Below are 23,596 nucleotides of genomic sequence, written 5' to 3' on the forward strand. Positions count from 1 at the left end.
AAGGGGGTGAGCGGATGTATCTGAAGAGCCTGACCCTCAAGGGCTTCAAGTCGTTCGCCCAGCCCACCACGTTCGCGTTCGAACCCGGCGTCACGTGCGTCGTCGGACCCAACGGCTCGGGCAAGAGCAACGTCGTCGACGCGCTCGCCTGGGTGATGGGGGAGCAGGGGGCGAAGACCCTCCGCGGCGGCAAGATGGAGGACGTCATCTTCGCCGGCACCTCGACCCGCGGACCGCTCGGCCGCGCCGAGGTCGTGCTCACGATCGACAACTCCGACGGCGCCCTGCCGATCGAGTACACCGAGGTCACGATCAGTCGCACCCTGTTCCGCAACGGCGGCAGCGAGTACGCGATCAACGGGCAGACCTGCCGCCTGCTCGACGTGCAGGAGCTGCTGAGCGACTCCGGTCTCGGCCGCGAGATGCACGTCATCGTCGGGCAGGGGCAGCTCGACGCCGTGCTGCACGCGAGCCCCGAGGAGCGCCGCGGCTTCATCGAGGAGGCCGCCGGGATCCTCAAGCACCGCCGCCGCAAGGAGAAGACGGTGCGCAAGCTCGAGGCGATGCAGACCAACCTGACCCGCTTGAGCGACCTCGCCGGGGAGATCCGCCGCCAGTTGAAGCCCCTCGGACGCCAGGCCGAGGTCGCCCGCGAGGCGCAGTCGATCGCGTCGATCGTGCGCGACGCCCGCGCCCGCCTGCTCGCGGCCGACGTCGTCGAGGTGCGCGAGGAGCTGCGCGCGCTCACGAGCGACGAGGCCGACCGGGCGACCGAACGCCTCGTGCTGCAGGAGCAGCTCGACCGGGCGGCGCTCCGCCGCGAGCGGCTCGAGAGCCAGCACACGGGCGACGCCGTCGACGAGGCCCGCCGCGTCGTGTTCGGCCTCGAGAACGTCGAGGAGCGCCTGCGCGGCCTCTACTCCCTCGCGAACCAGCGCCTCGCCCTGCTCGGCCAGGCCGACGACGCGCAGCCGGTCGCCCCGACCGTCACGCCCGAGATGGTGCAGGCCGCGCACGACGAGGCGGCGCGGCTCGAGGCGGATGTCGCCCAGGCCGAGGCCTCCGTCGCTCGCGCCGCCGCCGCGGTCGCGACCGCCCGCGCCGCGCTCGACTCCCTCGACGACGAGATCGCCGCCCAGTCGGCGCTCGTCTCCAAGCACGACCTCGAGGCCGCCCAGCTCCGCTCCCGCGCGGACGCCGCCGAGGCCCGGCTAGCCACGGCGAGGGAGACGCTCGCCCGGCAGGAGCGCGGCCTCGCCCAGGCGGACGAGCGGATCGACCAGGCCCGCGCCGCGTTCGACGCGCTCGAGGGCGAGGCGGGCGACCGCCCCGACCTCTCGGGGCTCGAGGACGAGCAGCGGGCCGCCGACGAGCGAGTCGCCGCCGTGCAGGCGGAGCTCGAGACGCTCCGCGACGACGTGCACCAGGGCGAGCGCGAGCGCGACGCCCTCGCCGCCCGCGCCGCCGCCCTGTCGCTCGCCCTCGACCAGAAGGACGGCTCGAGCGCGATCGTCGCCGCCGGGCTCCCCGGCGTGCGCGGCCTCGTCGCCGAGCACGTGCGCGTCGAGCCGGGCTACGAGCAGGCGATCGCCGCCGCGCTCGGCACCGTCGCCGACGCCGTGCTCGCCGACGACCGCGCGTCCGCCGCCGCGGCGATCGAGCACGCCCGCGACGCCGAACTCGGCCGCGTCGAGCTCGTCGTCGCCGACGCCGCACCCGCGGCGGCGACGGATGCGTCGGAGTGGGCCGTGCCCGCGGCATCCGTCGTCACGGCGCCCGGCGGCGTGCTCGGGCTGCTCGCCGGCGTGCTGCTCGTCGACGACCTCTCGGCCGCGACGACCGTGCTCACCGAACGCCCCGGCTCGACCGTCATCACCCGCGCCGGCGAGGTGCTCACCGACTACGTCGTGCGCGGCGGCACCGGCGCCCGTCAGTCGCGACTCGAGCTCGTCGCGGGCCGCGACGACGCGGAGGCCCGGCTCACCGAGGTGACGACGGCGCTCGAGGAGAGCAGGCACGCCCTCGCCGAGAAGCGCCAGGAGCTCGCCCTCGCGAAGGCCGACGCGGGAGCGGCGCTGCAGGCGCTGCGCTCGCACGAGACGCAGGCGGCCGCCCACGACCAGCGCCTCGCCCGAGCCCGCACGCAGCGTGACGCCGCCGAGGCCGAGCGCGAGCGCCTGTCGACGGGGCTCGAGCCCGCGATCGAGGCCGTGCACGCCGCCGAGGCGGAACTCGACCGGGCCGTCGCCGCCCGCGACGCGCACGCCTCCACGCCGCGCCCGATGCTCGACGTCAGCGCCCGCGACGCCGTGCAGGCCGAGGTCGAGGCCGCCCGCGCCGTCGAGCTCGAGCAGCGGGTCGCCCTCGAGACCGTGCGCGAGCGCGTTCGCACCGAGCGGCAGCGCGCCGCCGAGCTCGCCAAGCAGCTCGAGGCCGAGCGCGCCGCCGCCGAGGAGCGGGCGCGCCGCGCCGTGCTCCGCGCCCGCCAGGTCGAGGCCGCCACCTCCGTGACCGACGCGCTGCCCACCGTGCTCGCCGCCGTCGGGCGCTCGGTCGCCGAGGCGCGCGTCGCGCTCGCCGCGGCGGAGGCGGAGCGCGCGAAGCAGAACGAGGAGCTGTCGGGCCTCCGCCGCGAGGAGACGACCCTGCGCGAGCGGCTCGCGTCGATCACCGAGCGCGTGCACGGCCTCGAACTCGAGGTCTACCAGCGCAAGCTCCACCTCTCCGCCCTGCTCGAGCGGGCGGGCGGGGAGCTCGGGCTCGTCGAGGACGTGCTCGTCGCCGAGTACGGGCCGCACGTGCCGGTCCCGCTCGACCCCGGCCCGGTCACGGCGGCGAGCCTCCTCGCCGAGGACGACGAGGTGCCGACCGTGCCGTTCGACCGCGAGGAGCAGCAGCAGCGGCTCGCCCGCGCCGAGCGCAAGCTCTCGCAGCTCGGCAAGGTCAACCCGCTCGCGCTCGAGGAGTTCGCGGCGCTCGAGCAGCGGCACAGGTTCCTCACCGAGCAGCTGACCGACCTCACGAACACCCGCAAGGACCTCCTCACGATCATCGAGGAGATCGACGAGAAGATGCAGCACATCTTCGCCGAGGCCTTCGACGACACGAAGGCGGCGTTCGACCGCGTCTTCCCGATCCTGTTCCCCGGCGGCACCGGCAGCCTGCACCTGACGAACCCCGACGACATGCTGACGACCGGCATCGAGGTGACGGTCAAGCCCGCCGGCAAGAAGATCGAGCGGCTGTCGCTGCTCTCCGGCGGAGAGCGCTCCCTCGCCGCGGTCGCGCTGCTGATCGCGATCTTCAAGGCCAGGCCCAGCCCGTTCTACATCATGGACGAGGTCGAGGCGGCCCTCGACGACGCCAACCTCGGCCGGCTGCTGACGATCTTCGAGGACCTCCGGGAGTCGAGCCAGCTCATCGTCATCACGCACCAGAAGCGCACGATGGAGATCGCCGACGCGCTCTACGGCGTCTCGATGCGGCAGGACGGCGTGAGCGCCGTCATCGGCCAGCGAGTGGCGCAGCCGGAGGAGAAGGCCGGGTGACGGCCGAGCCGGTGCAGCCCGCCGCGCCGCCGCTGCCCGGACGCCCCGTCATCCGGCAGCACTGGGGCGACGTCGCGTTCCTGCACTGGCGCGTCGACCCCGCCGAGGTCGCCCCGCTGCTGCCGCCCGGCACCCGCCCCGACACGTTCGACGGCTCCAGCTGGGTCGGGCTCATCCCGTTCCGGTTGTCGCGCAGCGCGTTCCTCGGCGGCCCGCCAGTGCCCGTGCTCGGCACGTTCCCGGAGATCAACGTGCGCCTGTACTCCGTCGACGACGAGGGCCGGCGCGGCGTCGTCTTCCGCACCCTGGAGGCGTCGCGGCTGATCCCCGTGCTCACCGCACGGGTGCTCTTCGGACTGCCGTACCGCTGGTCCCGGATGTCTCAGGGTCGGCGCGACGACGAGTTCGCCTACCGCTCCCGCGGCCTCGGCCGCCCCGGCGCCCGCACCCACGTCGTCGTCCGGCCCACCGGCGAGCGCGTGACGGGGGACCCGCTCGCGGAGTTCCTCACGGCCCGGTGGGCGTACCACCAGCGCCACCTCGGGCGCACCTGGTACGCCCGCAACGTGCACGAGCCGTGGCCGCTCGAGCGCGCGGAGCTCGTGCACCTCGACGACACGCTGCTCGAGGCATCCGGCGTTCCCGGCCTCGCCGGGCGGGCGCCCGACTCGGTGCTCTTCTCTTCGGGCGTCGACACCGTGTTCTCGGCGCCGCGCCCGATGGGTCAGCGCAGCCGCTTCGTGCCGGGCTCCAGCACGCGCAGCCAGCGGTAGCCGTAGCCGTCGAGCTCGACATCGAGCAGTCCCGCGTCGTCGACCCGCGACTCGCCCTCACGCAGCAGGTCGGCGAACACGAAGCTCCCGTCGACGTCGGCGATGCGCGCCCGCACCCGCCGCGGCTCCGGCGAGAAGTTGTGGAAGGCGACCATCCGCCCCTCCTCCGCGCGCAGTTCGTGCGCGAACACGGCAATGTCGCGCTCCTCGGTCTCGAGCAGCCGCACCTCGCTCCAGCCGATCTCGTTCGACGCGCGGTAGCGCGCGATCAGCAGCTTCATGAAGTTGAACAACGAGTCCGGGTCGTGCCGCTGACGCATCGCGTTGACGTGCTCGGACCCGAAGGGCCCCTCCGTCACCGGCACGCTCAGCTCCTCCGAGGGCGCGCGGGAGAACCCGCCGGCCGGGCTGTCCGACCACTGCATGGGCGTGCGCACGGCACCGCGGCCGCCGACGTCGAGGTTCTCGCCCATGCCGATCTCCTCGCCGTAGAACAGCACGGGGGTGCCGGGCAGCGAGAACAGCAGGCTGTAGACCATGCGGATGCGGCGGGGATCGCCGCCGAGCATCGGGGGCAGCCGGCGCACGAGGCCGCGGCCGTACACCTGCATCCGCTCCTCGGGGCCGAACGCGTCGAACACCTCCTGGCGCTCGTCGTCGCTGAGCTTGTCGAGCGTGAGCTCGTCGTGGTTGCGCACGAAGTTCGCCCACTGCGAGTCCCGCGCGGGATGCGGCCGCGCCGCGAGCGTCTCGGCCAGCGGTGTCGCGTCGGACCGGGCCAGCGAGAGGTAGAGGCGCTGCATGCCCACGAAGTCGAACTGCATCGTGAGCTCGTCGCCCTCCACGCCGCCGAAGTAGCGCTCCTGCTCCTCGTAGGGCAAATTCACCTCGCCGAGCAGCACGCCCTCGCCGGAGCGCCGGTTGAGGAAGCTGCGCACCTCGCGCAGGTAGGCGTGCGCCTCCTTGCCGTCGCCGCCGGGGAAGGACTCGAGCAGGAACGGCACCGCGTCGACCCGGAAGCCGGAGAGCCCGAGCTGCATCCAGAACCCCATGATCTTCGCGATCTCCTCGCGCACGACGGGGTTCGCGAGGTTGAGGTCGGGCTGGTGGCTGTAGAAGTTGTGCAGGTAGTACTCGCCGGTCTTCTCGTCGTACTCCCACGCCGTCGCCTCCTCGCCGGGGAAGACGGTCTGCCGGTCCTTGTCCGGCGGGTCCGGATGCCACACGTAGAAGTCCCGGTAGGGGCTGTCCTTCGAACTGCGCGCGTCGAGGAACCACGGATGCTGGTCGGACGTGTGGTTGAGCACGAGGTCGGCGATCACCCGCATGCCGCGGTCGCGGGCGGTGCGCACCGCCTCGACGAGGTCGCCGAGGTGCCCGAGGCGCGGGTCGACGGCGTAGAAGTCGGTGACGTCGTAGCCGTCGTCGCGGTCGGGCGTCGGATAGAACGGCATGAGCCAGAGGCAGGTCACCCCGAGCTCGGCGAGGTAGTCGAGCCGGTGCGCGAGCCCCGCGAAGTCGCCGACGCCGTCGTCGTCCCAGTCGAGGAACGTCTCGACGTCGAGGCAGTAGACCACCGCGGTCTTCCACCAGAGATCGCTCGTGTCGGTGACCCTCATGCCCGGGCGACCTTCGGCTTCACGTCGAGCTGCGGAAGCACGTGGGTGCCGTACGTGTCGAGGAACGCGTCCTGCTGCTGGCCGACGTGGTGCACGTAGATCTCGTCGATCGGCAGGTCGGCGACCTCCCGCAGCCACGCCACGTGCTGCGCGGGATCGCTCGAGATCAGCGCGGCCTCCCGCACGGCGTCCTTCGGCGCCTTGGCGGCGGCCTGGTCGAAGATGCGCACGTCGTCGACGTCCCAGTTGAAGGGCTGCCCGAAGATGTTGGTGCCCCACTGGTCGTGGGCGATGTCGAGCGCCTCCTCGTCCGTCGGTGCCCAGCTCACGTGCACCTGTACGGCGATGGGGCCGCGCCCGCCCGCGCCCCGGTACGCCTCGATCATCTTCTGCAGCTCCTCCTTGGGCTTGTAGATCGTCGCGAGCCCATCGGCCCACGACGCGGCCCAGCGGGCGGTCTGCTCGCTGACGGCCGTGGCGAGGAACGGGGGAGGGGTCTCCGGTCGCGTCCAGACCCGGGCGCGGTCGACCGTGACGAGGCCGTCGTGGCTGACCTCCTCGCCGGCGAGCAGGGCGCGCATGATCTCGACGCACTCGAGCAGGCGCTGGTTGCGTACCTCCTTGCGCGGCCACTTGTCCCCGGTGATGTGCTCGTTGAGGGCCTCGCCCGAGCCGAGCGCGACCCAGTACCGGCCGGGGAACATCTGCTCGAGCGTCGCGACGGCCTGAGCGATGATCACCGGGTGGTAGCGCTGGCCCGGCGCGTTGACGCAGCCGAACGACAGCGATGTCGAGGCGAGCGCGGCGCCGAGCCACGACCAGGCGAAGCCCGACTGCCCCTGACGCTCGCTCCACGGCACGAGGTGGTCGGAGCACATGCCGGCCGTGAAGCCCACCTCCTCTGCTCGCTTGGCGGCCTGCAGCAGGGTCCGCGGGTCGATCTGTTCATGGGAGGCGTGGAATCCGACGACGGGCATGGCTCAACCAGAGCAGTGCCCGCGACCGCTCCGCCACCCGTCGTGGGTGGGAGAACGCTGGGAGGACGGTGGGGTCGGATGCCGCGCGGGGCCGCCCGGGTCATCCGGCGCTCGTTCTATAGGCTTGCCGCATGGCCTCGTTCTCCCTCGGCAACGCGCTGCGCGGGATCTTCGCGACGCGCACGATCGACGAGGGGACGTGGGAGGACCTCGAGGACGCGCTGATCCGCGCCGACTTCGGTCCGGCGATCACGGAGCAGACCATCGAGCACCTGCGCGAGCAGGTCGAGCGCTACCGCACGACCGATCCGGAGGACCTGCGGCGCATGCTCCGCGAGTACCTCGAGGAGCGGTTCGCGAAGCTCGATCCGACGCTCAAGCTCACCAACCGTCCCGCGGTCGTGCTCGTGGTCGGCGTCAACGGCGTCGGCAAGACGACCACGATCGGCAAGTTCGCGAAGTTCCTGACGAACTACGGCCGCAGCGTCATCGTCGGCGCGGCCGACACGTTCCGCGCGGCGGCCGTCGAGCAGCTCGCGACCTGGGCCGAGCGCGCGGGCGCGGGCGTCATGCGACCGCAGCAGCAGGGCCAGGACCCCGCCTCGGTCGCGTACCAGACGGTCGACCAGGCGCAGCGCTCCGGGTTCGAGATCGCCATCATCGACACCGCCGGCCGGCTGCAGACCAAGGCCGGCCTAATGGACGAGCTGTCGAAGGTCAGGCGCGTCGTCGAGAAGCTCGCCCCGATCGCCGAGGTGCTGCTCGTGCTCGACGCGACCACCGGGCAGAACGGCGTCGCGCAGGCTCAGGCTTTCATCGAGCACGCGGGCGTGACCGGCCTCGTAATCACCAAGCTCGACGGCAGCGCCAAGGGCGGCTTCGTGCTCGCGGTGCAGGAGCAGACGGGCATCCCGATCAAGCTGCTCGGTCAGGGCGAGGGCATCGGCGACCTCACCGGTTTTTCCGGCCCGGCCTTCACGGCGCAGCTCGTCGGCTGACCCGCCCGTTCTCCTCGCCGCGGACGCGGCCGGGGTGGGGGAGCCCGCGCGGCTAGAATCGACGCACCATGGCAACCTTCGGCACGCTCTCCGACCGCCTCACCGAGACCTTCCGCAACCTCCGGAACAAGGGCCGGTTGAGTGCGGCCGACGTGGACGGCACCGTCCGCGAGATCCGGCGCGCGCTGCTCGACGCCGACGTCGCGCTCGACGTCGTCAAGGAGTTCACGGGCAAGGTGCGCGAGCGCGCGCTGAGCGACGAGGTCAACCGCGCGCTGAACCCGGCGCAGCAGGTCGTGCAGATCGTCAACGAGGAGCTCATCGCGATCCTCGGCGGGCGCCAGCGCCGCCTCGAGTTCGCGAAGCAGCCGCCCACCGTCATCATGCTCGCCGGCCTCCAGGGTGCCGGTAAGACGACCCTCGCCGGAAAGCTCGCGAAGTGGCTCGCGAAGGACGGGCACACCCCGCTCCTCGTCGCGGCCGACCTTCAGCGCCCCAACGCCGTGCAGCAGCTGCAGGTCGTCGGCGGACAGGCGGGCGTCGCGGTCTACGCGCCCGAGCCCGGCAACGGCGTCGGCGACCCCATCCGCGTCGCCCAGGACGGCGTGCGCCTCGCCAAGGACCGCCAGCACGACGTGGTGATCATCGACACGGCCGGCCGCCTCGGCGTCGACGCCGAGCTGATGCGTCAGGCCGGCGACATCCGCCGCGTCACCAACCCCGACGAGGTGCTCTTCGTCATCGACGCGATGATCGGTCAGGACGCCGTCGCCACCGCCCGCGCGTTCCAGGAGGGCGTCGACTTCACCGGCGTCGTGCTCACGAAGCTCGACGGCGACGCCCGCGGTGGTGCCGCGCTCAGCGTCGCAAGCGTGACGGGCCGCCCGATCATGTTCGCCTCGACGGGCGAGACGCTCGACGCCTTCGAGCCGTTCCACCCCGACCGCATGGCGAGCCGCATCCTCGACCTCGGCGACATCCTCACCCTGATCGAGCAGGCTCAGCGCGCCTTCGACGAGGAGGAGGCCCGCAAGGTCGCCGAGAAGATGGCGACCGACACCTTCACGCTCGAGGACTTCCTCGCGCAGATGCAGCAGCTGAAGAAGGCCGGCTCGATCAAGAGCATGCTCGGCATGCTGCCCGGCGCGAAGGGCATGCGGGAGCAGCTCGAGAACTTCGACGAGCGCGAGATCACCCGTACCGAGGCGATCATCCAGTCGATGACCCCCGCCGAGCGCCGCACGCCGAAGCTCCTCAACGGCTCGCGCCGCCTGCGGATCGCGCGCGGCTCGGGCACCACGGTCACCGAGGTCAACCAGCTCGTCCAGCGCTTCGAGCAGGCCGCGAAGATGATGCGCACCGTCGCCCGCGGCGGCGTGCCCAACATCCCCGGCATGGGCCCGATCCCGGGCGCGCGCCAGAAGAAGCAGCAGCCGCAGAAGAAGAGCGGCTCGCGTTCGGGCAACCCGGCGAAGCGCGCGCAGGAGAACGCCGCGCTCGCGGCCGGCGCCGGCGCGAAGGCGTCGTCCGGCGGCTCGAGCTTCGGCCTCGGCGGCGGCCAGGCGGGCGGGCCCTCGGAGGAGGAGCTCGCCGCCATGCAGAAGCTGCTCGGGCGCTAGTCCCGGCAGGGCTGCGCGCCTCCGGGGCTCAGCGCCCGAGGCATCCGGCCCCGACTACTGCGGCGTCTGTAGGAGTCGGGCGGATGACACGCCGCTGACGGCCGCCAGGACGCGGCGGGTCGCGCGAGCGCTCCTAGATACGCCACGGCCGGGGCCGCTTCCCGGCCGACGTATCGTGAGGGTATGACCACCCCTTCCCGTACCGTGCGCCTCGGTGTGCAGGTGCAGCCGCAGCACGCGCTGTATCCGAAGATCCGCGAGACCGTCGCCGCCCTCGAAGACCTCGGCGTCGACATCCTGTTCAACTGGGACCATTTCTACCCGCTGTCCGGCGACCCGGACGGGCTCCACTACGAGTCGTGGACCGAGCTCGCCGCGTGGGCCGAGCAGACGAGCCGCGTCGAGTTCGGCTGCCTCGTCAACTGCAACAGCTACCGCAACGCCGACCTGCAGGCCGACATGGCCCGCACGATCGACCACATCTCCGGCGGCCGCTTCATCTTCGGCACCGGCGCCGGCTGGTTCGAGAAGGACTACGACGAGTACGGCTACGAGTTCGGCACCCCCGGCAGCCGCATCGCCGCCCTGGGCGAGTCGCTCGAGCGCATCGAGCAGCGCTGGACCAAGCTCAACCCCGCGCCGCTCCGCGACATCCCCGTCATGATCGGCGGCGGCGGCGAGAAGAAGACCCTCCGCCTCGTCGCGAAGCACGCCGACATCTGGCACAGCTTCTCGGACGCCGAGACGCTGACCCGCAAGCTCGGCATCCTCAAGGAGCACGGCGAGGCCGTCGGCCGCGACACGAGCGTCATCGAGGTCTCGACCGAGCTGCGCAACCGCAGCGAGCAGGAGGCCGACGAGATGCTCGCCGCCGGCGCGACCCTGTTCACGCTCGGCATCACCGGCCCCGACTACGACCTCGAGCCGGTCAAGAAGTGGCTCGCCTGGCGCGACAAGCAGCGCTGATCCACGCAGAACGAAGGGCCGGCTCCGGATGACTCGGGGCCGGCCTTCCGCATCTGGAGGACCCACCAGGGCCCGGCGGGCGCCCCTACGCGGGCTCGCCGTTGCGGAACTCGGCCACGAGCGACGCGACCACCGCGCGCAGCTCACCCTTGTTGCGCGCCGCGACGTCGAGCTGGCGCTGGTACGAGGCTCCACGGTCGAGGATGACCTCGACGTCGTGCAGCTCCTTGAGGCAGCCGAGCCGCTCCGCGACCGGCTCCAGCCGCGTGATGAGCGCGCGCGTGTCATCCGTCACGAGCGACTCGTCGCCCTGCGCGTTCTGGATGATGATCGCCTCGAGCCCGTACCGCGCCGCGCGCCACTTGTTCTCGCGCACGAACCACGGCTGCATCGCGTGGATCTCCTCGCCGTCGTCGAGGCGCTGCGACAGGTCGTCGACGAGGCACTGGGTCAGCGCGGCGATCGCGCCGACCTCGAGGATCGTCGGCAGCCCGTCGGAGACGCGGTTCTCGATCGTTCCCCAGCCGGGGGAGGGGCGGATGTCCCAGCGCAGCTCCGAGTGGTCGTCGATGACCCCGGTGTGCACGAGGTCGGCGACCATCCGCTCGTACTGGTCCCACCGGGTGAACTGCGGCGGCAGGCCCGCCGTCGGCAGCTGCTGGAACAGCATCGCGCGGCTCGACGCGTACCCGGTCGCCTCGCGCTGCCAGTACGGGCTCGACGCGCTGAGCGCCTGCAGGTGCGGGTAGTAGTGCAGCAGCCCGTCGAGGATCGGCAGCGCCTTGTCGCGCGCGTCGATGCCCACGTGCACGTGCACGCCCCAGATCAGCAGCTGCCGCCCCCACCACTGGGTGCGGTCCATGAGCGTCGCGTAGCGCTCCTTGTCGGTGATCTGCTGCGCCCCGGTCGAGCTGAAGGGGTGCGTGCCCGCGCACATGAGGTCGACGTCGTACGGGGCGGCCGCGCGGGTGACCCGGTCGATGCAGCCCTGCAGGTCGTCGAGCGCCGGCGCCACCCGCTCGTGCACGCCGGAGACGATCTCGACCGTGTTGGTCAGCAGCTCCGCGGTGATCCGCGTTTCCGGGTCCTCCCGGTTCAACTGCTCGAGGATCGCCGGCGCGTGCGGCGCGAGCTCCCCGGAGTCGCGGTCGACGAGCGCGAGCTCCCACTCGATGCCGAGCGTCGAGCGGGCGGAGGGGGCGAAATCGATACGCACAGAAGAACTGTGCCCCACGAAGGCCGCGTCCATGCTGAACGAGGTAGCCGCAGCGTCCGCGGATCTGGCACAATGGTCAGTCGAGTCTCGCCCGCCCGACCCTCTAATCAGGCTGGCTGAGGTCCCCTTTGAGCTTTCAGCCGAGTGTGCCCCCACGCTCCCGGCACGAACTCGTCCGAATTCACACACTTCCAGGAGAACTGTGGCTGTCAAGATCCGCCTGAAGCGCCTCGGCAAGATCCGTGCGCCCTACTACCGAATCGTCGTCGCCGACTCGCGCACCAAGCGCGACGGTCGCGTCATCGAGGAGATCGGTAAGTACCACCCCACCGAGGAGCCCTCGTTCATCGAGGTCGACTCGGAGCGTGCCCAGTACTGGCTCGGCGTCGGCGCGCAGCCGACCGAGCAGGTCGCGGCCATCCTCAAGCTGACCGGCGACTGGGGCAAGTTCAAGGGCGACGCGAACGCCGTGAGCACCGTCAAGGTCAAGGAGGCCAAGCCGGAGTTCCAGGCCGACTCGTCCAAGAAGCCCGTCCTCCGTCCGAAGACCGAGGCGCCGGCGCCGACCAACGCCGTCGCCGAGGCCGACGCTGCGGCTGACGCTCCGAACGTCGACGCGGCTGACAGCTCGTCCGCGACCACTCAGGAGACCCCTGAGCAGGTCGAGAACTCCTGAGTTCCATGCTGGCCGACGCACTCGAACACCTCGTCAAGGGGATCGTCGATCACCCTGACCAGGTGCAGGTCGACGCGAAGGCCTCGTCTCGTGGCGAGGTCCTCGAGGTGCGCGTGCACCCCGAGGACCTCGGCCGCGTGATCGGACGGTCGGGCCGCACGGCCAAGGCCCTCCGCACGCTCGTCACCGCGCTCGCCGACGGGCGCCGAGTCCGGGTCGACGTCGTCGACACCGACTCCTGACGCGTGGCATCCGTCAAGCCGCCGAAGCCGCCGCGCACGCAGTTGCGCGTCGGCCGGCTCACGAAGGCGCACGGTCTGAAGGGCGCCCTCAAGCTCGAGCTCTACACCGATGAGCCCGAGAAGCGTTTCGTGCCCGGCGCCGTCTTCTCGCTGCAGGTGCCGACGTCCTCGCCGTGGCACGGCAAGACGCTCGAGCTGACCGAGCTGCGCTGGTACAACTCGCACCCGGTGGGGTTCTTCAAGGACGTCGCCGACCGCTCCACCGCCGAGACGCTCGTCAAGGCGATCCTCTGGGTCGACCACGACACCACGCAGCTCCCCGAGGAGGAGGACGCGTGGTACGACCACCAGCTGGTCGGCCTCGACGCGATCCGTGACGGCGTGAAGGTCGGCACCGTCGTGCGCGTCGACCACCTCCCGGCGCAGGACCTCCTCGCCATCAAGACCGCGGATGACGAGGTGCTCGTGCCCTTCGTCAAGGCGATCGTGCCGAGCGTCGACATCTCCGCCGGCACCGTGACCCTCACCCCGCCCGCCGGGCTCTTCGAGGCGCTGCCGGATGACGACGAGCCGCGCCCCGCGGCATCCGAGGACCCGGTGGCGGATGCCGCCGAGTCCGACGACTCCGCCGAACCCGACTCCGCCGAGCCCGACGACTCCGCGGAGGACGACGGCCCCGAGCCCGAGCCCCGCGGGTAGGCGCCGATCGTGCTGATCGACGTCGTCACGATCTTCCCCGCGTACTTCTCGGTCCTCGACCTCTCGCTGCTGGGCAAGGCGCGCACCGCCGGCCTGCTCGAGACCCGGGTCACCGACCTGCGCGACTTCACCCACGACCGGCACCGCACCGTCGACGACACCCCCTACGGCGGCGGCGCCGGCATGGTGATGAAGCCGGAGCCCTGGGGCGAGGCGCTCGACCAGCTGCTGACGGAGACGTCGGTGCTCGTCGTCCCGACGCCCGCAGGCACCCCGTTCACGCAGGCCCTCGCCCGCGAGCTCGCCCTCGAGCAGCACCTCGTGTTCGCGTGCGGCCGCTACGAGGGCATCGACGCGCGCGTCGCCGAGCACGCCCGCACCCGGGCCCGGGTCGTCGAGGTGAGCCTCGGCGACTACGTGCTGAACGGGGGAGAGGTCGCCGCGCTCGCGATGATCGAGGCCATCGGCCGTCTCGTGCCGGGCGTCGTCGGCAACCCCGAGAGCCTCACCGAGGAGAGCCACGAGGACGGCCTGCTCGAGTACCCCAGTTACACCAAGCCCGCCTCCTGGCGCGGCCTCGACGTGCCGCCCGTGCTGCTGAGCGGCAACCACGGCCTCGTCGCATCCTGGCGCCGCGAGCAGCAGCTCGAGCGCACGCGCCGCGTCCGTCCCGACCTGCTGCCGGACGACCCCGCCGCCGCGGAGTAGCGCGTTCCGTCAGTCGAGTAGCGGCGCAGCCGCGTATCGGCTCCAGGGCCCCTTCGGCTACTACCCGCCCAATGGGTACGCACTCGCGCCGAACCGCTCCATCTCTCCCGCAGCCTGCCGCAGCAGGGCGGGCGATCCCGCGGCGAGCTGCCGGGCGAACCCCGGCTCGCCCGCGGCGCCGAGCCGCTCGACCGCCTGTGCGAGGGAGCGCACCCGCCGCACGGCCGCCGCGACGACCTCGCGCTCGGAGGCATCCGAGCCGTACTCGTCGAGCAGCAGCCGGAGCCGGCGTGGCCGGTCGCGGTCGTGCTCGGAGTCGAACAGCGGCACCCACGAGAACGCGAGGAAGCCGAGATCCTGGAGCGGCGGCATCGGCCCCGCGAAGTCCCAGTCGAAGAAGCCCGTGAGCCGGCCCTCGTGCCACGCCGCGTTGTACGGGCCCTCGTCGTTGTGCGCGACGACGTGGCCCGGCCGCCACTCGGTGCCGAAGCGCCAGACGCTGCCCTCCGGTGGGACGAACGAGGCGACGGCGTCGTGGTACTCGCGCAGCCACCGGCCGGCGTCGACGAGCGCGGCATCCGACCGCGCCCAGCCTGGCCAGGGATCGGAGTCGGCGGTCGTCTCGCCGGGCAGGAAGCTCAGCACCTCGCGCCCCTCGTCGTCGATGCCGAGCACCCGCGGCGCGCGCTCGAAGCCGACCTCCTCGAGGTGGTGGAGCAGCGCGTGCACCGACGGGGTCCAGCGCTCGACGCGGCGTCGCACCGTGTCGCCGACGCGCACCGCACCCGTGCCGTTGCCCCCGGGTAGGCGCGCGTCGGTCATGTCAGTCGCCGGTGCGCTCGCGCCGGCGGCCCACCCGCTGCACCTCTCGGGCGAACCCGGCGGCGAAGAGACCGAGGCCGAGCAGGGGGAAGGCGAGCGTCACGAGGAACCAGGCGCCGACCGCGAGGTCCTCGGCGGTGCGCTGGAGGCGGGAGAAGGGGGTCACGACTCCAGTGAAGCGAGCGCACGGGACGCGCGCAAACGCGGCCGGTGCGGCCTGCCTTAGCGGCGAGCGGTGAGCACGAGCGGTCCGTCGGCGGTGATCGCCACGGTGTGCTCGACGTGCGCGGCGCGCGAGCCGTCCTTCGAGCGGAGCGTCCAGCCGTCGCGGTCGGTGTAGATCTCGTCGGTGCCGCGCATGAGCCACGGCTCGATCGCGAAGACGAGGCCCGGCTTGATCGGCAGCCCGCGGTGGGGGCGGCCGGCGTTCGGGATGTGCGGGTCGCCGTGCATCTCGCGGCCGACGCCGTGTCCGCCGAAGTCGGTGTTGACGCCGTAGCCGTCCTTCGTCGCGACCTGGCCGATCGCCGCTGAGATGTCGCCGAGCCGGTTGCCGGGGCGCGCGGCGGCGATGCCGGCGGCGAGGGCTCGCTCGCACGTGTCGATGAGCGCGAGGTCCTCGGCGGCCGCGGTGCCGACGACGAGCGACAGGGCGCTGTCGGCGACCCAGCCGTTCACCTTCGCGGCGAAGTCGAGGCTCAGCAGGTCGCCGTCCTGCAGCGCGTAGTCGTGGGGCAGCCCGTGCAGGGCCGCGTCGTTGACCGATGTGCACAGCACCTTGCCGAACGGCGAGGCGCCGAACGAGGGGTGGTAGTCGATGTAGCAGCTCTCCGCGCCTGCGCTGCGGATCATGTCGTGGGCGAGCGCGTCGAGCTCGAGCAGGTTCACGCCCACCTTCGCCTCGGCCGCGGTGGCCTCGAGCACGCTCGCGACGAAGGCGCCGGCGGCCTTCATCTGCTCGATCTCGGCCGGGGTGCGTAGCTCGATCATGCAGACATTCTCCATGAGTGCTCGCTACCCTTGCCGCCATGTGGCTCCGGCGGAAGCTCTACACCGCGCAGTTCGGCGCGGCCGTCCTCCTGCCGCTGTGGCTCCTCATCGGCCGTGCGATCTTCGGCGAGGGCCTCGACGGCGACCTCCTCGCACTCGTCGTACTCGCCCCGCTCGTGGCCCTCGGCCTCGGCGGGCTCTCGGCGGTGACGATGGCGCGGGCCTCCGTGCGCCGCAAGCGCGCACTCGAGTGGACGGATGTCGCGGTGCTCGGCGTCGTCTGGGTGGCGTTCGTCGTCGCGGGCGCGCTGCCCGCCGTGACGGAGGTGCTGATCCTCGCGATCGCGCTGCTCTTCGGGGCGTTCTGGCTGCAGGTGTGGCGGCTCGTCCGCGAGACCCGCACCCGCGTGCGCACCGCGCTCGCCGGCTTCGAGCGGCTCCGCGCGGGCGGGAGCGGGTCGGCGCACAAGCCCGAGGTCATCGTCATCGAGTCGGGCGAGCATCAGCGCTGAGGCATCCGTCGCTCGCCGGTCGGAGATGCGTGCGGGTGCGGGGGAGCGGGCGCCGAGGCATCCGGTACCCCGACGGGCCTTTCTGTGGCAGAATGAGCGCTTGTGCCTGCGCACGGCTCTGCCACAGGGGACCGGCGAATCCGCGGCACGATCCATTGTCTTCCGTGACCCGTGATCGACCTGTGGCGGTCACAGAGAGCGAATCATCATGAGCCACATCCTCGACCAGGTGGATGCCGCCTCCCTCCGTACCGACGTCCCCGACTTCCGCGCGGGTGACACCGTCAAGGTGCACGTCAACATCATCGAGGGCAACCGCTCGCGTATCCAGGTCTTCCAGGGCGTCGTCATCGGCCGCTCCGGCGAGGGCGTCCGCGAGACCTTCACGGTCCGCAAGGTGAGCTTCCAGGTCGGCGTCGAGCGCACGTTCCCCGTGCACTCGCCGGTCATCGACCACATCGAGGTCGTCACCCGCGGTGACGTCCGTCGCGCGAAGCTGTACTACCTGCGCGAGCTCCGCGGCAAGAAGGCCAAGATCAAGGAGAAGCGCGACGCGTAAGGCGCGACTCGGCCTCTAACGAATCTCATCCGGACTCCCCGACGCTTACACTGTGTCGGGGAGTTCGGGGTTTAAGTGGCACAAGAAGACGACGACACGTCGGCGGGCGGAGTCGCCGTGGAGAAGCGGGGACGAGGGGTCCGGCTGTTCCTGCGGGACGTGCTCCTGATCTTCCTCGCCGCGCTGCTCATCTCCTTCCTCATCAAGACGTTCCTCATCCGGTCGTTCTTCATCCCGTCGGCGTCGATGGAGTCGACACTCATCGAGGACGACCGCATCATCGTCAATCAGCTCGTGCCCGACGTGACGCCGATCGTGCGCGGAGACATCGTCGTCTTCCGCGACCCGGGCGGCTGGCTCCGGGGCGTGCCCAAGGAGGAGCGGCCTCCGATCGTGGAGTTCTTCGAGAACGCCCTGTCGATCGTCGGCCTCACCGCGCCCGACAGCGACGAGCACCTGATCAAGCGCGTCATCGGCCTGCCGGGCGACACCATCAGCTGCTGCAACGACTTCGGCCAGATGTCGGTCAACGGGGTGCCGGTCGACGAGCCCTACGTGCAGCTGCCGGAGGGCGTGCGCCGCGTCTCCGAGAACGACTTCGAGGTCACCGTGCCCGAGGACTCGATCTGGGTGATGGGCGACAACCGGTACTTCTCCGCCGACAGCCGAGAGCACGTCGGGCCGGATGCCGCGACCGCGTTCGTGCCCATCGAGGATGTCGTGGGCCGCGCGATCATCGTCACCGCTCCCGTCTCCCGCTGGGGCTGGCTCGACAACCACTCGGAGGTGTTCCGCGGGGTGGAGGACCGTTCCGCGTCCGCGCCCACCCGCGAGGAGGTCGGCGACCAGTGACCGTCGCGGACCCCACGATGCGCGTCGAGGGAGCCCTCGGCCGCAGCGGCGTGACCTACGTGATCGGCTGCGACGAGGTGGGCCGCGGCGCCCTCGCCGGGCCCGTCGCGGTCGGCGTCGCCGTGCTGGAGACGAAGCGCCGCAAGGTGCCGGACGGCCTGCGCGACTCGAAGATGCTGAGCGAGAAGCGCCGCGAGGAGCTCGCGCCCGTCGCCGCGAAGTGGGCCGTCGCCTCGGCGGTCGGGCTCGCGAGCGCCGACGAGATCGACACGATCGGGCTGACCGCCGCGCTCGGCCTCGCCGGGGCGCGCGCGATCGCCGCGCTCGACTTCGACGCGTTCGACGAGTCCGTCGTGCTGCTCGACGGTCACTTCGACTACCTCAGCCGGCACCTCGCACGCCCGGTGCGCGTGCAGCACCGCATCAAGGCGGACCGCGACTGCGGCTCGGTCGCCGCGGCATCCGTGCTCGCCAAGGTGCACCGCGACGGGCTCATGATCGACGCGCACGCCGGCGCCGAGATGTACGACTGGCGCAGCAACAAGGGCTACGCGTCGCCCGTGCACATGAGCGCGATCGACGCCCACGGGCCGCACGGGCTGCACCGCAAGACCTGGCTGCGCACGCCGTCGCTCTTCGACGGGCTCGACGCCGAGCTCGGGGCCTGAGCGCTCGCGTCAACCGGCGTCGCCCTTCCCCCGCGGCGATTAGACTGACGGGGCTATGGACGAGGACGAGTTCGAGGATTACGACCGCGAGGTCGAGCTGGCGCTGTACCGGGAGTACCGGGACATCGTGGGCCAGTTCAAGTACGTGGTCGAGACCGAGCGGCGGTTCTACCTCGCCAACGAGGTGTCGCAGACGATCCGCGACATGGGCAACGACTTCTACTTCGAGATCGAGATGCACGACGTCTGGGTCTGGGACGTGTACCGCGCCGACCGCTTCGTGAAGAGCGTGCGGGTGCTGACGTTCAAGGACGTCAACATCGAGGAGCTCTCCTCAAAGGAGCTCGAGCTGCCCAAGGAGCTCGCGCTCGACGAGTGACGCCGCCGCGTCCCTTCCCGGCCGCGGTTCAGTCGCCGGGTGTTCAGGCTCGCGGCGCGACGCGATTCGCGCGCCTCGGCGCCGAGCGCACGAGGAACGAGCGGATAGCCGTGCCGACCTCCGAGGGCACCGCGGCGCCGTCGGCGTGGGACGCCGTCATGACGACGAACTCGCACTCCGGGATGTGGCTGCGCAGATAGCCGGCCACGCCGTCGGCCTCGAGCATCTCGAACGCCGACTGCAGGATCAGCGTCGGCAGCGGGAAGTAGTGGTACGACGCCGACGGGGCGGCGGCGCGTCTCCCTCGCGGCGCGGCGAACGCCGACTCCTCGCCTGACGCCCCCGCCTGGATCTCCGCTGCCATCGCCCGCAGCGTCCCGAGCGTCTCGTTCGACAGCGCGCCGAACATCGTCGAGATGTCGGGCTCGTCTCCGTCGTACTCGTTGAACGCCCGGCCGAGGTGGCGGAACGACGGGCTCACGAGCACGAGCGAGGAGAACAGGAACGGCTGCTGCACGGATGTCAGCGCGCCGACGACCGCGCTGGCCGAGTGCCCGACGAACACGGGGTCGTCGAGCTCGAGCTCGGTGACCACGCGCACCAGGTCGGTGACGCCCGCGGCGAGCAGTTCGTACTTGTCGCCGACGGCGTCGGGTGCGAGCGCCGAGTGGTCGACGAGCACGACGCGGTGGTCGTCGAGGAAAGCGGGGACGATCTGGCGCCACACGGTCTCGGCGCTTGACCCGTGCCCGAAGACCACCGGCCGCCCCGCGGGGTTGCCGAAGACCTTGACCCCGGGCATCCCACCGTCCAGGTCGAACTCCGCCATTCCACCCCTCACGTCGACTTCCGCGAGTGTATGGCCTGACGGTTGCGTAACCCGGTAGGTGGAGCAGGCGGCAGAGTCTCTTCTCCTTCCCACCCGCCACACCATTGCCGCACTGCACCGATCGGCTCGAGGCGGCTAGACGGGGCATCCGTCCGGGCGACCCTCGACGCATGGCAGCGAAGGACGACCTCGGGCGGCGCGGTGAGGCGCTCGCCGGCGAGTACCTGGCGGCGAAGGGCCTGACGATCCTCGACCGCAACTGGCGGTGCTCGCAGGGCGAGCTCGACATCGTCGCCCGGGACGGACGTGACCTCGTGTTCGTCGAGGTCAAGACCCGGGCGGGAACGGGCTTCGGTCATCCGTTCGCCGCGATCACCGCGACGAAGCTCGCGCGGCTGCGGCGCCTGGCGGCCGCCTGGTGCGAGGCCCACCCGCTTATGCACGGCCACGTGCGGATCGACGCCGTCGCCGTGACCGGCGCCGGACGGACCCCGACGATCGAGCATCTCGAGCGGATCTTCTGATGCCCCTCGCCCGAACCACCTCCGTCGCCCTGCTCGGGCTCGCGGGCAGCCCGGTCGAGATCGAGGCGGACATCTCCGCCAACGTCCCGCACTTCGTGCTGATCGGCCTCGCCGACGCCGCCCTCGGCGAGGCGAAGGAGCGGGTGCGGTCCGCGGCGACGAACGCCGGATGCCCGTTGCCCAACCGCCGCATCACGGTGAATCTCTCGCCCGCCGCGCTGCCCAAGCACGGGTCCGCGTTCGACCTCGGGATCGCGCTGGCGGTGCTCGCGGCCGCCGGCTCGGTGTCGGCCGAGTCCGTCGGCCGGGTCGTGCATCTCGGCGAGCTCGGCCTCGACGGCCGGCTGCGGCCCGGAACGGGTGTGCTCCCCGCGACACTCGCCGCCCGGAGGGCCGGTGCCTCGACCGTCATGGTTCCCGCGGCCGACGCCGAGGAGGCCGCGCTCGTGCCCGGCATCCGCGTCGTCGGAGTCGCCTCGCTGCGCGACGCCGCGATCTGGCACGGAGCGGAACTCGAGCCCGAGCCCGTCCACGTCGTGACGCGCGCCGCCGCTCCGCCGCGTCCGGACGAGACGCTCGACCTCGCCGAGGTCGTCGGCAACGAGGAGGCGGTCGACGCGCTGCTCGTCGCCGCCGCGGGCGGTCACCACCTCTTCCTCCTCGGCCCGCCGGGGGCCGGCAAGACGATGCTCGCCGCCCGCCTGCCCGGGCTGCTGCCCGACCTGGAGACCGAGGCGGCGATCGAGGTCACCTCCGTCCGATCACTCGCCGGGCTCCCCGTCGGCGCGACGCTCGCGACCCGACCTCCGTTCGAGGCGCCGCACCACACCGCGACCCCGGCCGCCCTGGTGGGCGGCGGCAGCTCGTGGATCAGACCCGGCGCAGCTCCGCGCGCCTCGCACGGCGTCCTCTTCCTCGACGAGGCGCCCGAGTTCACCGCGGCCGCACTCGACACGTTGCGGCAACCGCTCGAGTCCGGGCAGGTGTCGATCCACCGCGCGAACGCCGTCGCGCACTTCCCGAGCCGGTTCCAGCTCGTGCTCGCGGCGAATCCGTGCCCCTGCGGTCAGTTCGGGGCGACGGATGCCTCGTGCGAGTGCCCGCCGGCTCTCCGGCGCCGCTACCTCGGGCGGCTCTCCGGGCCGTTGCTCGACCGCATCGACATCCAGTTGCGGGTGCAGCGCATCACCGCGGCGCGGCTCCGCCTCGCCGACGCGGACGCACCGCGGCTCGACACGGCGACGGCGCGCAGGCGGGTGGAACGAGCCCGCGCCGCCGCCGCCGACCGCCTCCGCGAAAGCCCCTGGCGGTTGAACTCGCACGTGCCCGGCTCCTGGCTGCGCTCCGGGCCGCATCGGCTGCAGCCCTCCGTCACCGCGCCGCTCGATCGAGCGCTCGAGCGCGGCGGCATCACGATGCGCGGGTACGACCGCGTGCTCCGCGTCGCGTGGTCGGTCGCCGACCTCGACGGCGCCGACCGTCCCGGGCCCGACCACGTCGGCCGCGCCCTCTACCTCAGAAAGGCCCTCTCGTCATGACGATCCTCGGCGTCAAGGAGACCATCGCCGGACCCCTGATCCGGGCGGTGGCCGCACACGGACTCGACGGCGACGCCGTCGCGCATCGTTTTGCGCTGGCCGTCTGGTCGGGCGTCGCCGAGCCCGGCGACCGCCTCGCGGGTGCGCTCGTGGCCGCCCTCGGCCCGCGCGAGGCGCTCGAACTCGTCCTGGCGAAGGCCGCCCCCGACGCGCTCCTGACCCGATTGCACGAGGGCGGGGAGGACGCCTCGGTCGCCGAGGTGACCGCCGCGCTCGACCGCTGGGCTCCGCGGCTCGCGACGACCACCGCGCTCGCCGCCCTCCGGCAGGCCGGGCGCATCGGCGCGCGCCTCGTCGTGCCGGGCGACGAGGAGTGGCCGGTCGGTCTCGACGATCTCGGGCACCACGCCCCGCTCGCCCTGTGGGTGCGCGGCGACTCGGCCGCGCTGACCACCCTGAGTGCGTCCATCGCGATCGTCGGCGCGCGCGCCGCGACCGGCTACGGGGAGCACGTGACGATGGAGGCGTCCGCCGGGCTGGTCGATCGCGGCTACACGATCGTCAGTGGCGCCGCCTACGGCATCGACGGGATGGCGCACCGGGCCGCGCTCGCGAGCCGAGGCCGTACCGTCGCGTTCCTCGCGGGCGGGGTCGATCGGTACTACCCGAGCGGGCACGACGGTCTGCTCACCCGCATGGTCGAGAACGGGGGAGCGGTCGTGTCGGAGGTGCCCTGCGGCAGTGCGCCCACCAAGTGGCGCTTCCTCCAGCGCAATCGCCTGATCGCCGCCGCCGGCCTCGCGACCGTCGTCGTCGAGGCCGGGCGTCGGTCGGGTTCGTTGAACACCGCCGGCCATGCCGCTGCGCTCGGCCGCCCTCTGGGTGCTGTACCGGGACCCGTGACCTCGCCGGCATCCGCCGGGTGCCACAGGCTGCTGCGGGACTTCTCCGCGGAGTGCGTGACGACGCCGGACGAGATGGCCGAACTCGCGCCGTTGGATCGCGGCTCGGGCGGCGTGGACGTCCCGATTCCGGGCCCGTCGTCGGAGGAGACCCGGGTGCTCGACGCGCTCGGGCAGAGGGCGCGCAGCGTGGACGACATCGCAGCGCGAGCGGGCCTCGCCCCGGCGATCGTGCGCTCGACCCTGGGGCTGCTCGCCCTCGACGGTCGCGTCGCGGAGCGCGAGCACGGCTGGGTCCGCCGCACGCGCGTGAGCACCTGATCGCCCCTGGACGGGACCTCCGTGAACGGTGCCGATCGCCTGCGATCCCTCGCCCGCGCTTCCGGCGCCTCCTAGCGTCGGACGAGACCACCGCGGAATCGGAGGTCGACGGACGGGAGGACGCGGCATGACGACGGCGAGCAACGACGAGCTCGAGAAGATCACGGCGATCGTGAAGAGCGCGAAGATCGGCGTGCTCACGACCTCGACGGAGGACGGGCGGCTCGTCAGCCGTCCGCTCGCGACCGTCGACGTCGAGTTCGACGGCGACGTGTGGTTCTTCACCTACGACCCCTCGAACAAGGTGCACGAGATCGAGCACGACTCGCACGTCAACGTGTCGTACGACTCCGGCAAAGGGTACCTCTCGCTCTCCGGGCGCGCCTCGATCGTGCACGACCGGGCGAAGATCGAGCAGTACTGGAGCCCGCAGATCGACGCGTGGTTCGAGAACGGCAAGGACGACCCGAAGGTCGCCCTCATCAAGGTGACCGCCGAGAGTGCCGAGTACTGGGCGAACCTCGATCCGAAGCCCGTCACCCTGCTCAAGTACGTGAAGGCGCGGGTGACCGGCAGCACGCCCGACCTGGGGGAGAACAAGACGGTCCAACTCTGATCGGCGACCCGGGTCGGATGACTCCCGGCCCGACCACTTCGGC

At 71.9% G+C, this 23,596-nt stretch carries 25 protein-coding genes; 18 read left to right on the plus strand and 7 right to left on the minus strand.

Going from position 1 to position 23,596, the window contains the following annotated elements:
* The first annotated feature begins 14 nt into the window (after window positions 1–14).
* On the plus strand, window positions 15–3,548 hold the full coding sequence (gene smc / locus JUB10_RS06480) for a chromosome segregation protein SMC (RefSeq protein ID WP_207454840.1): 3,534 nt from the start codon (window positions 15–17) through the stop codon (window positions 3,546–3,548).
* Window positions 3,545–4,321, plus strand: a complete 777-nt coding sequence (locus JUB10_RS06485) for a YqjF family protein (RefSeq protein ID WP_207454841.1) — start codon at window positions 3,545–3,547, stop codon at window positions 4,319–4,321. Before smc ends, JUB10_RS06485 begins: the two co-directional genes overlap by 4 nt.
* On the opposite strand, the gene JUB10_RS06490 is transcribed toward JUB10_RS06485, so the two are convergent.
* Window positions 4,273–5,940, minus strand: a complete 1,668-nt coding sequence (locus JUB10_RS06490) for an alpha-amylase family protein (RefSeq protein WP_207454842.1) — start codon at window positions 5,938–5,940, stop codon at window positions 4,273–4,275. The genes JUB10_RS06485 and JUB10_RS06490 overlap by 49 nt on opposite strands.
* The gene (locus JUB10_RS06495) at window positions 5,937–6,917 is read right to left on the minus strand and encodes a TIGR03885 family FMN-dependent LLM class oxidoreductase (protein WP_207454843.1); all 981 of its coding nucleotides are present in this window, start codon (window positions 6,915–6,917) and stop codon (window positions 5,937–5,939) included. The genes JUB10_RS06490 and JUB10_RS06495 overlap by 4 nt, the downstream gene beginning before the upstream one ends.
* Before the next feature lie 131 nt (window positions 6,918–7,048).
* On the opposite strand from JUB10_RS06495, the gene ftsY reads away from it, so the two are divergent.
* From ftsY to JUB10_RS06510, 3 genes are all read left to right on the plus strand, one after another.
* A complete protein-coding gene (ftsY, locus tag JUB10_RS06500) occupies window positions 7,049–7,915 on the plus strand; it encodes a signal recognition particle-docking protein FtsY (protein WP_207454844.1) in 867 nt (288 codons plus the stop codon).
* Between the two features lie 68 nt (window positions 7,916–7,983).
* The gene (gene ffh, locus JUB10_RS06505; protein ID WP_207454845.1) at window positions 7,984–9,534 is read left to right on the plus strand and encodes a signal recognition particle protein; all 1,551 of its coding nucleotides are present in this window, start codon (window positions 7,984–7,986) and stop codon (window positions 9,532–9,534) included.
* 183 nt (window positions 9,535–9,717) lie between these two features.
* Window positions 9,718–10,500, plus strand: a complete 783-nt coding sequence (locus JUB10_RS06510; protein ID WP_207454846.1) for an LLM class F420-dependent oxidoreductase — start codon at window positions 9,718–9,720, stop codon at window positions 10,498–10,500.
* An 85-nt stretch (window positions 10,501–10,585) separates the two neighbouring features.
* Here the strand turns inward: JUB10_RS06510 and JUB10_RS06515 are convergent, their stop codons facing one another.
* Entirely contained in the window at window positions 10,586–11,716 is a 1,131-nt protein-coding gene (locus tag JUB10_RS06515) for a glutamate--cysteine ligase (protein WP_207454847.1), read from the minus strand.
* A gap of 202 nt (window positions 11,717–11,918) precedes the next feature.
* Here JUB10_RS06515 and rpsP point away from each other — a divergent pair, with 202 nt between their 5' ends.
* Genes rpsP through trmD form a run of 4 tightly spaced genes read left to right on the plus strand, consistent with a single transcriptional unit; the run spans window position 11,919 to window position 14,041 of the window.
* On the plus strand, window positions 11,919–12,392 hold the full coding sequence (gene rpsP, locus JUB10_RS06520) for a 30S ribosomal protein S16 (protein ID WP_207454848.1): 474 nt from the start codon (window positions 11,919–11,921) through the stop codon (window positions 12,390–12,392).
* A 5-nt stretch (window positions 12,393–12,397) separates the two neighbouring features.
* Window positions 12,398–12,634: an RNA-binding protein gene (locus JUB10_RS06525; RefSeq protein ID WP_207454849.1), complete on the plus strand. Its 237-nt coding sequence runs from the start codon at window positions 12,398–12,400 to the stop codon at window positions 12,632–12,634.
* A 3-nt stretch (window positions 12,635–12,637) separates the two neighbouring features.
* Window positions 12,638–13,333, plus strand: a complete 696-nt coding sequence (rimM, locus tag JUB10_RS06530; protein WP_307859121.1) for a ribosome maturation factor RimM — start codon at window positions 12,638–12,640, stop codon at window positions 13,331–13,333.
* Between the two features lie 9 nt (window positions 13,334–13,342).
* Window positions 13,343–14,041 carry a tRNA (guanosine(37)-N1)-methyltransferase TrmD gene (gene trmD / locus JUB10_RS06535; protein WP_207454850.1) on the plus strand — a complete coding sequence of 233 codons (699 nt, stop codon included), beginning with the start codon at window positions 13,343–13,345 and terminating at the stop codon, window positions 14,039–14,041.
* Between the two features lie 60 nt (window positions 14,042–14,101).
* Here the strand turns inward: trmD and JUB10_RS06540 are convergent, their stop codons facing one another.
* Genes JUB10_RS06540 through map form a run of 3 tightly spaced genes read right to left on the minus strand, consistent with a single transcriptional unit; the run spans window position 14,102 to window position 15,853 of the window.
* On the minus strand, window positions 14,102–14,863 hold the full coding sequence (locus tag JUB10_RS06540) for an aminoglycoside phosphotransferase family protein (RefSeq protein WP_207454851.1): 762 nt from the start codon (window positions 14,861–14,863) through the stop codon (window positions 14,102–14,104).
* A 1-nt stretch (window position 14,864) separates the two neighbouring features.
* Window positions 14,865–15,029 (minus strand): hypothetical protein, encoded by a 165-nt coding sequence (locus JUB10_RS06545; protein ID WP_207454852.1) that lies wholly within the window; start codon window positions 15,027–15,029, stop codon window positions 14,865–14,867.
* A 56-nt stretch (window positions 15,030–15,085) separates the two neighbouring features.
* A complete protein-coding gene (gene map / locus JUB10_RS06550) occupies window positions 15,086–15,853 on the minus strand; it encodes a type I methionyl aminopeptidase (RefSeq protein ID WP_207454853.1) in 768 nt (255 codons plus the stop codon).
* A gap of 38 nt (window positions 15,854–15,891) precedes the next feature.
* Between map and JUB10_RS06555 the strand changes: the two genes are divergently transcribed.
* The 5 genes from JUB10_RS06555 to JUB10_RS06575 all read left to right on the plus strand — a co-directional run bounded on the left by JUB10_RS06555 (window position 15,892) and on the right by JUB10_RS06575 (window position 18,823).
* Window positions 15,892–16,365: an MFS transporter gene (locus JUB10_RS06555; protein WP_207454854.1), complete on the plus strand. Its 474-nt coding sequence runs from the start codon at window positions 15,892–15,894 to the stop codon at window positions 16,363–16,365.
* 208 nt (window positions 16,366–16,573) lie between these two features.
* On the plus strand, window positions 16,574–16,924 hold the full coding sequence (rplS, locus tag JUB10_RS06560; RefSeq protein WP_207454855.1) for a 50S ribosomal protein L19: 351 nt from the start codon (window positions 16,574–16,576) through the stop codon (window positions 16,922–16,924).
* 75 nt (window positions 16,925–16,999) lie between these two features.
* Window positions 17,000–17,776: a signal peptidase I gene (gene lepB / locus JUB10_RS06565; RefSeq protein ID WP_307859122.1), complete on the plus strand. Its 777-nt coding sequence runs from the start codon at window positions 17,000–17,002 to the stop codon at window positions 17,774–17,776.
* Entirely contained in the window at window positions 17,773–18,444 is a 672-nt protein-coding gene (locus JUB10_RS06570) for a ribonuclease HII (RefSeq protein WP_207454856.1), read from the plus strand. Before lepB ends, JUB10_RS06570 begins: the two co-directional genes overlap by 4 nt.
* Before the next feature lie 55 nt (window positions 18,445–18,499).
* Window positions 18,500–18,823 carry a DUF2469 domain-containing protein gene (locus JUB10_RS06575; RefSeq protein ID WP_207454857.1) on the plus strand — a complete coding sequence of 108 codons (324 nt, stop codon included), beginning with the start codon at window positions 18,500–18,502 and terminating at the stop codon, window positions 18,821–18,823.
* A gap of 43 nt (window positions 18,824–18,866) precedes the next feature.
* Here the strand turns inward: JUB10_RS06575 and JUB10_RS06580 are convergent, their stop codons facing one another.
* Entirely contained in the window at window positions 18,867–19,652 is a 786-nt protein-coding gene (locus JUB10_RS06580) for an alpha/beta fold hydrolase (protein ID WP_207454858.1), read from the minus strand.
* Between the two features lie 170 nt (window positions 19,653–19,822).
* On the opposite strand from JUB10_RS06580, the gene JUB10_RS06585 reads away from it, so the two are divergent.
* From JUB10_RS06585 to JUB10_RS06600, 4 genes are all read left to right on the plus strand, one after another.
* Window positions 19,823–20,176, plus strand: coding sequence for a YraN family protein (locus JUB10_RS06585; protein ID WP_207454859.1), 354 nt, complete (start codon window positions 19,823–19,825; stop codon window positions 20,174–20,176).
* Complete coding sequence (locus tag JUB10_RS06590; RefSeq protein ID WP_207454860.1) at window positions 20,176–21,714, plus strand: YifB family Mg chelatase-like AAA ATPase; 1,539 nt, start codon at window positions 20,176–20,178, stop codon at window positions 21,712–21,714. The genes JUB10_RS06585 and JUB10_RS06590 overlap by 1 nt, the downstream gene beginning before the upstream one ends.
* Window positions 21,711–22,937, plus strand: coding sequence for a DNA-processing protein DprA (gene dprA, locus JUB10_RS06595; protein WP_207454861.1), 1,227 nt, complete (start codon window positions 21,711–21,713; stop codon window positions 22,935–22,937). The genes JUB10_RS06590 and dprA overlap by 4 nt, the downstream gene beginning before the upstream one ends.
* A gap of 127 nt (window positions 22,938–23,064) precedes the next feature.
* Window positions 23,065–23,553 carry a pyridoxamine 5'-phosphate oxidase family protein gene (locus JUB10_RS06600; RefSeq protein ID WP_207454862.1) on the plus strand — a complete coding sequence of 163 codons (489 nt, stop codon included), beginning with the start codon at window positions 23,065–23,067 and terminating at the stop codon, window positions 23,551–23,553.
* Window positions 23,554–23,596 lie beyond the last annotated feature (43 nt).

The sequence above is a fragment of the Desertivibrio insolitus genome (assembly GCF_017355965.1).
In the GTDB taxonomy this organism is placed as follows: domain Bacteria; phylum Actinomycetota; class Actinomycetes; order Actinomycetales; family Microbacteriaceae; genus JAFIQW01.